The organism is Xanthobacter sp. BG11Y11_SDJG, from assembly GCF_057364445.1.
In genome coordinates this window covers 1-6,749 of record NZ_JBNFNU010000233.1, presented here as the reverse complement: position 1 = coordinate 6,749, position 6,749 = coordinate 1, and the positions used below count along the sequence as shown (strand labels likewise).

General features: G+C 69.2%; 7 protein-coding genes and 2 pseudogenes. 8 read left to right on the top strand and 1 reads right to left on the bottom strand.

From position 1 onward, the window contains the following. Positions 1 to 193: 193 nt before the first annotated feature. The gene (locus tag AC2W7M_RS16950) at positions 194 to 682 is read right to left on the bottom strand and encodes an Lrp/AsnC family transcriptional regulator (RefSeq protein WP_486133479.1); all 489 of its coding nucleotides are present in this window, start codon (positions 680 to 682) and stop codon (positions 194 to 196) included. A gap of 158 nt (positions 683 to 840) precedes the next feature. Between AC2W7M_RS16950 and AC2W7M_RS16945 the strand changes: the two genes are divergently transcribed. The 8 genes and pseudogenes from AC2W7M_RS16945 to AC2W7M_RS16910 all read left to right on the top strand — a co-directional run bounded on the left by AC2W7M_RS16945 (position 841) and on the right by AC2W7M_RS16910 (position 6,736). Continuing rightward, entirely contained in the window at positions 841 to 1,359 is a 519-nt protein-coding gene (locus AC2W7M_RS16945; RefSeq protein WP_486133478.1) for a cysteine dioxygenase, read from the top strand. Positions 1,360 to 1,441: 82 nt separating this feature from the next. Further along, a pseudogene (locus AC2W7M_RS16940) lies at positions 1,442 to 2,214 on the top strand (ferredoxin--NADP reductase). Between the two features lie 234 nt (positions 2,215 to 2,448). Continuing rightward, positions 2,449 to 2,988 (top strand): winged helix DNA-binding protein, encoded by a 540-nt coding sequence (locus AC2W7M_RS16935; RefSeq protein WP_486133476.1) that lies wholly within the window; start codon positions 2,449 to 2,451, stop codon positions 2,986 to 2,988. A gap of 50 nt (positions 2,989 to 3,038) precedes the next feature. Continuing rightward, positions 3,039 to 3,716, top strand: a complete 678-nt coding sequence (locus tag AC2W7M_RS16930) for an FAD-binding protein (protein WP_486133474.1) — start codon at positions 3,039 to 3,041, stop codon at positions 3,714 to 3,716. Positions 3,717 to 3,721: 5 nt separating this feature from the next. Further along, positions 3,722 to 4,147 (top strand): annotated as a pseudogene (locus AC2W7M_RS16925) (FAD-binding protein); the annotation flags it as partial. Between the two features lie 233 nt (positions 4,148 to 4,380). Beyond that, positions 4,381 to 4,725, top strand: a complete 345-nt coding sequence (locus AC2W7M_RS16920) for a hypothetical protein (RefSeq protein ID WP_486133473.1) — start codon at positions 4,381 to 4,383, stop codon at positions 4,723 to 4,725. Beyond that, the gene (locus tag AC2W7M_RS16915) at positions 4,725 to 5,099 is read left to right on the top strand and encodes a 2Fe-2S iron-sulfur cluster-binding protein (protein ID WP_486133471.1); all 375 of its coding nucleotides are present in this window, start codon (positions 4,725 to 4,727) and stop codon (positions 5,097 to 5,099) included. Before AC2W7M_RS16920 ends, AC2W7M_RS16915 begins: the two co-directional genes overlap by 1 nt. Positions 5,100 to 5,104: 5 nt before the next feature. Then, on the top strand, positions 5,105 to 6,736 hold the full coding sequence (locus AC2W7M_RS16910) for a xanthine dehydrogenase family protein molybdopterin-binding subunit (RefSeq protein ID WP_486133469.1): 1,632 nt from the start codon (positions 5,105 to 5,107) through the stop codon (positions 6,734 to 6,736). Positions 6,737 to 6,749: the final 13 nt, after the last annotated feature.

The window sequence follows — 6,749 nt, the reverse complement described above, 5'->3', positions numbered from 1 at the left end:
CGGCGCTGCGGCGTCCCGCGTTTTGGGGGATGCGCGGCCGCGGCCGGATGCCCATCATCGGTGCGGATGGCGTGACCCTCCCCTCCAGCGCCGCCGGTCGCTCCCGCTCCGGCGGCGCCTTTTTTTGTGTTCGGCTCTCGCCATGGTGATCGCCGCCGCCCTCGCCTGCGTCCTGCGGCCACGCACCTGAGGCTCAGGCGCGGGCGAAGTCGAGCGGGATCTCGGTGGTGGACTTCAGCTCCTCCATGGCGAACATGGAGGTCACGTCCGACAGCTCGATGCGCGAGATCAGCTTCTTGTACAGCGCGTCATAGGCGGCGATGTCCGGCACCAGCGCCTTCAGCAAATAGTCGATCTCCCCGCTCATGCGGTAGAAGTCCACGATCTCGGGAATGTCGCGCACCGCCTCGGCGAACTCCGCCAGCCATTCGGCGGAATGCTTGGCCGTGCGCACGGCGATGAAGACGGTGACGCCGGCATTGAGAAGCTTGCGGTCGAGCAGCGCCACCCGCCGGCGGATGATGCCCGCCTTCTCCAGCTTCTGGATGCGCCGCCAGCACGGCGTCGGCGAAAGGCCGACCCGCTCGGCGAGGTCCGCCAGCGGCAGCTCCGCGTCCTGCTGGAGCAGCTTCAGCAGCCGCAGGTCGATTGCATCGAGAGTCACATGGGGGTTGCGCGCCAAGCCGTCCTCCACTTGAGGATTGGAATGGATAGTTATTCTATTTATTCCGGATATGCTAGAAACTCATTCCCGACGCCAAGCCATTTCGCGCCAAATTCGCAAGCCGCTTTCGCAGTGCACACACTAGCCTTGCTCATTCCCGCGCGAATGGGTGAGTCATGAACGCTCTGAACGACCAGCACGACACCGCCTTGCTCTCCCGCCTCGGCAGCGCCAGCCGCGCCACGGCGGCGGACTATCTCAAGGCGGCCCATCTCACCCTCGAGGCCCTCGCCGCGCGGCCGGGCCTGCTCGACGGCATCCCGCTCCAGCGCAATCCCGGCGGCTATGCCCGCAACCTCGTCTATGGCGACGACGACATCAGCGTCTGGGCCATGGTGTGGGACGTGGGCGCGCGCACCTCGATCCACGACCACCACTGCTCCTGCTGCTTCGCGGTGCTGAAGGGCACGGTGGAGGAGAGCCGTTTTTCGGCCATCGACGCGACGCGGGCGGTGCTGAAGTCCACCGTCACGCGCGGCCCCGGCTATGTGGCCTGCATGCTGCCCACCGGCCCCAACCTGCACCAGATGGCCAATCTCGGCGCCGAGGAGGCGATCTCGCTGCACGTCTACGGTTTCGACCACCGTCAGCACGCCAGTTCCATCGACCGGGAATACGCGCTGGCCGCGCTCTGAGCGGGAGCGGGCCCGCGCCGCTGGTCCCGCCCCTCCCGCGACCTCCAGAAAACCAAGCAACAAACCTTCCAGACCGAGACCCATGAGCAACTTCAACACCGAGACGGTGCTGTCCGTCCGCCACTGGACCGACACGCTGTTCAGCTTCGCCACCACCCGCGACCCCGCGTTCCGCTTCGCCAGCGGCCAGTTCACCATGATCGGCCTGTCGCTGGAGGGGCGCCCGCTGCTGCGCGCCTATTCCATCGCCAGCCCGACCTATGATGACCGGCTGGAATTCTTCTCCATCAAGGTCCAGGACGGGCCGCTGACCTCGCGCCTGCAGCACCTGAAGGCGGGCGACTCCATCTTGGTGGGGCGCAAGCCCACCGGCACGCTGGTGCACGACGCGCTGCTGCCGGGCGCGCGCCTGTATCTGCTCGGCACCGGCACCGGCCTCGCCCCGTTCCTGAGCGTGATCCGCGACCCGTCCACCTATGAGCGGTTCGAGACCGTGGTGCTGGTCCACGGCTGCCGCTTCAAGGCGGAACTGGCCTATCAGGACCTGATCCTGAACCACCTGCCCGCCGACGAGCTGCTGGGCGAGATGATCCGCGACCAATTGGTCTACCACCCATGGTGACGCGCGAGCCGTTCGAGAACACCGGCCGCATCACCGACGCGTTTGCCGCCGGCCGCCTGCCCGGCGATCTCGGTTTGCCCGCGATCGCGGCGGCGGGCGACCGCTTCATGCTCTGCGGCAGCCCGGCCATGCTCGCCGACATGACGGCGTGGCTGAAGGCGCAGGGCCTTGAAGAGGGCAGCAACGCCAATCCCGGCCACTATGTGATCGAGAAGGCGTTCGTGGAGCGCTGAAGCTGGCACGCGGCCTGCATAGTCATGCCTGACACTGAGAATTTGCAGGCAAAAAGTCGGTAAAATGGATGGGAAATCGGCAATCGGCCCTTGCCATCCTTTGCTCTGCACATTTAAGTTATTCAAACTAAACGGTAATTACGGGACGGCTCCGTAATTAGGCAGAAGGCTGCGAAATTGATCGACCAGGAGGCGGAGCCGGACCGCGCACCCGATGCGGCAGGAGACTGGCTCATGAGAGGTTCGAGGCGCCGGCCGGCGGACGCGGCCATCTACGAGCCCATCGTCTCGTCGGCGCACCTCGCCGCGGGCGGCTCTCCGGCGCTGTCGGAGACCGAGTTCGGTCTGATCCTGGCGGTGCATGCCTTCGAGCGCTGGATCGTGCGCTGCATGGCAGCGGCGGGCGTGCCGAACCTCTCGCCGCTGGAGGTGCTGATCCTCCACATCGTGCGCCACCGCGACCGGCCGAAGTCGGTGGCGGACGTGGCCCTCATCCTCGACATCGAGGAGACCCATGTCGCCACCTATGCGCTGCGCAAGCTGGAAGGCGCGGGCCTCGTGAAGACCCGCCGCGCCGGCAAGGAGAAGGTGGTGGAGGCAACGCAGGCCGGGCTAGACGCCTGCACCCGCTACGCCGCCATCCGCGAGCAATTGCTGGTGAAGCCGCTGCGCTCTTCCGGCCCATCGGAGGAGATCCTCTCCGAAGTGGGCGAGGTGCTGCGCGCGGTTTCCGGATACTACAACCAGGCGGCCCGCTCGGCGGCCACGGTCTGACGGCACCGCCCGGCCGACCCAGTGAGAAAGGCGCGACAGTGGCAATGGACGTGGTTGAACTGAAAACCGACGTGCTGGTGATCGGCTCCGGTGCCGCCGGCATGATGGCGGCGCTGGAGGCGGCGAACGGGGGCGCCAGCGCCATCCTCGCCGACCGCAGCCTGATCAGCCGCTCGGGCGCCACCATCATGGCGCAGATGACGGTCGCGGTGGCGCTCGGCTCGCAGACGCCGGACAGCCCGGAATTCCACCTCGCCGACACGCTCGCCGCAGGCCGCGACCTGTGCGACGTCTCGCTCGCGCAGCTGGTGTGCGAGGAAGGCCCGCGCGACATCCTCCAGCTCGACGAATGGAAGGTGGGCTGGGCGCGCAATGCCGACGGCTCCATCCGCCAGGCCCATGCGCCGGGCCACGACCGGCCGCGCTGCGTCTATGTGGACTTCCTCTCCACCGGCCCCGCGGTGGCCAAGACCCTGCGCACCCGCGTGGTGCGGCAGAAGGAGGTGACGCGGATCGGCGACCTCTACGTCACCGACATCGTCGTGACCGACGGCGTCGCCACCGGCGCGGTGGGCTTCTCGCTGGCGGACGGGCGTCCGGTCGCCATCGCGGCCAAGGCGGTGGTGATCGCCACCGGCGGCCTCACCCGCCTCTACCAGCGCAACAGCGCCTCCGCCAACATGGGCGCGACGGCTATGCGCTGGCGCTGCGGGCCGGCGCCACGCTGACCGACATGGAATTCGTGCAGTTCTTCCCCATCGGCCACCTCGCCCCGCGCCTCGTGGGCATGGACCCGATCATGTGGGACCCGTTCCGCTACAAGCTCGGCGGCCGGCTGCTGAATGCCGAGATGCGCGAGTTCGTGAACGACTACGGCAACGAGGAGGCCGGCACCTACAACGTGACGCGCGACCGCGCCACCTTCGCCATCCTCTCCGAGGTGAAGGCGGGGCGCGGCTCGCCGGCCGGCGGCGCCTACCTCTCCTTCCAGCACATCCCCGAGGCGGAGTTGCGCGCCTCCTTCGGGCCGGTGATCGACAAGCTCGCCGCCAACGGCATCGATCTGACGCAGATGCCCATCGAGGTGGCGCCCATCGCGCACTACCACATGGGCGGCGTGAAGGTGGACGCCACCATGCGCACCGGCGTGCCTGGCCTGTTCTCCTGCGGCGAGGCGAACGGCGGCTCGAACGGCGCCAACCGCCTCTCGGGCAACGCCATCACCGAGGCTTTCGTGTTCGGCCGCACCGCCGGACATTCCGCGGCGCGCTTCGCCAAGGCAGCCGGCAATGCGGACGCCCCGGTGCCCGCCGGCGCGCTCGATCTGGCGCCGCCCAGGGAGCGCAGGGCGGCGAGAATTTCGCCGGCCTCGTGGCCGAGCTCCAGGCCGTCATGGCGGCCGACGTGGGTCCCTTCCGCACCGAGGAGAGCCTCACCCGGGCGCTCGGCGCCATTGCCGGCCTCAAGGCGCGCCTCGGATCGGTGCCGCCCGGCGCGCCCGGCCCCTACAACATGGCGCGGCTCGACTGGTTCGACCTGCGCACCATGCTGCTGGTGGCCGAAGTGGTGACGCGCTGCGCCATCGCCCGCAAGGAGAGCCGCGGCGCCCACCAGCGCGACGACTTCCCCGCCATGGACGACGCCTTCGTGCTGCACCACACGGTGACGCTGCAAGGCGACGCCCTCGTCCTCGGCCGCACGCCCGTCGAGGGCCGAACCATCCGCGAGGTCGCCTGATGCGTGAGACCGCCACTTTGATCGTCCGCCGCGGCAATGCCGGCGATGCGGCGACGACCTCGTCCTACGAGGTGCCCTACACGCCCGGCCAATCGGTGCTGGACGGGCTGCGCTTCGTGCGGGCCAATCTCGACGAGACGCTGTCGGTGCGGCACGCCTGCATCAACGCCAACACCTGCAAGGAGTGCATGATCGTCATCGACGGCAAGGTCGAATACGCCTGCACCGCGCGCCTCGAACCGCGCGACATGGTGCTGGAGCCGCTCGGCAACAAGGCGCACCTCAGGGACCTCGTCACCGAGATCACCCCGCCCGACGAGCGCCTGGAGCACGCGCTGAAGTCCGGCGTCGGCAAGGTCGCGGCGGGAGCCTGAGGCGGATGATGGCCGCGCAGCAGAAGGAGACGTGGTTCGGCCAGGCGGTGCGCCGCCTGGAGGACGACGCGCTCCTGCGCGGCCAGGGCCGCTTCGTCGACGACATCCATTTGCCCGGGATGCTGCACGCGGCGTTCCTGCGCAGCCCCTACGCCCACGCCCGCCTCGGGGCGATCGACACAGCGGCGGCCGAGGCGCTGCCCGGCGTCGTGCGGGTGCTGACCTATCAGGACCTGCGGCCGCTGCTGACCTGCGACCGCATCCCGCTTGCCATGCCCTCCGGTGCCATCCGCTTCGATGTCGACCCGTTCGTGCTGGCGCGCGACGAGGTGTGCCATGTGGGCGAGCCCATCGCTTTGGTGATCGCCGAGAGCCGGCATGTGGCGGAGGATGCGCTCGGGCTGATCGGCGTCGCCTTCGACCCCCTGCCCGCCATCGTCGATCCGCGCGACGGGCTGAAGGAGGGCGCGCCGCAGGCGCGGCTCGACTGCCCGGACAATCTGGTGGCGCAGATGCGCGCCGCCTATGGCGACGTGGACGGCGCCTTTGCCGGCGCGGCGCACGTGATCGCCGAGGAGTTCCATATCCACAAGGGCGGCGGCCATTCCATCGAGCCGCGCGGCCTCGTCGCCCGCTTCGATGCCGGCGAGGACCTGCTGACGGTCTGGGATTCCACCCAGATGCCGCACCAAGCGAAGCGCGTGCTGGTGCGCACGCTCGGCCTGTCCGAGCACCAAGTTCGGGTCGCGGCGCCGGACGTCGGCGGCGGCTTCGGGCCGAAGTTCGTCTTCCACCCGGAGGAGCTGGCGGTCGCCGCGGCGGCGATGCTCACCGGGGCGCCGGTGAAGTGGATCGAGGACCGGTTCGAGAATTTCATGTCCACGGTGCAGGAGCGCGACCAGTACTGGTCCGTGGAGGCGGCCTGCGATGCGGACGGGCGGCTCCTCGGCATCCGCGGCACGCTGGTGCACGACCACGGCGCCTACACGCCCTATGGCGTCGCCTTGCCCTACAATTCCGCCACCAACCTCATCGGCCCCTACATCCTGCCGAGCTACCGCCTCGACATCGCGCTCAGCCTCACCAATCTCATCCCGTCCACACCCACGCGCGGCGCCGGCCGGCCGCAGGGGACGTTCGTGATGGAGCGGCTGCTGGACCGCCTTGCGGAAAGGCTCGGCCTCGACCGCGCCGAGATCCGCCGCCGCAACCTGATCCAGCCGCAGCAGATGCCGTATGACAGCGGGCTGAAGACCCGCGACGGCGGCTCCATGATCTATGACAGCGGCGACTATCCCCAATGCATGGCGCGCGCGCTCAGGCATGCCGGCTGGGACGACTTCGAGGCGCGGCGCGCCCAAGCCCGCGCCGAGGGGCGCTGCATCGGCATCGGCCTCTCCAATTACGTGGAAGGCTCCGGGCGCGGGCCGTTCGAGAGCGCATCGGTGCGCATCGGCCCGTCCGGCCAGGTGGTGGTGACGACCGGCGCGGCGGCGCAGGGCCAGGGCACCGTGACCATGCTCGCCCAAGTGGTCGCCGACGGGCTCGGCGTGCGGCCTGACGCAGTGCGCGTGATCGCCGGGGATACCGCGGCGAGCCGCTCGGACTCGGCGCCTTCGCGAGCCGCCAGGCGGTGAGCCGCCGGCCAAT

Excerpts from the sequence above, each read along its gene's own strand:
- AC2W7M_RS16945 (WP_486133478.1), top strand. The coding sequence starts at position 841 with ATGAACGCTCTGAACGACCAGCACGACACCGCCTTGCTCTCCCGCCTC.
- AC2W7M_RS16935 (WP_486133476.1), top strand. The coding sequence starts at position 2,449 with ATGAGAGGTTCGAGGCGCCGGCCGGCGGACGCGGCCATCTACGAGCCC.
- AC2W7M_RS16920 (WP_486133473.1), top strand. The coding sequence starts at position 4,381 with ATGGCGGCCGACGTGGGTCCCTTCCGCACCGAGGAGAGCCTCACCCGG.
- AC2W7M_RS16915 (WP_486133471.1), top strand. The coding sequence starts at position 4,725 with ATGCGTGAGACCGCCACTTTGATCGTCCGCCGCGGCAATGCCGGCGAT.
- AC2W7M_RS16910 (WP_486133469.1), top strand. The coding sequence starts at position 5,105 with ATGATGGCCGCGCAGCAGAAGGAGACGTGGTTCGGCCAGGCGGTGCGC.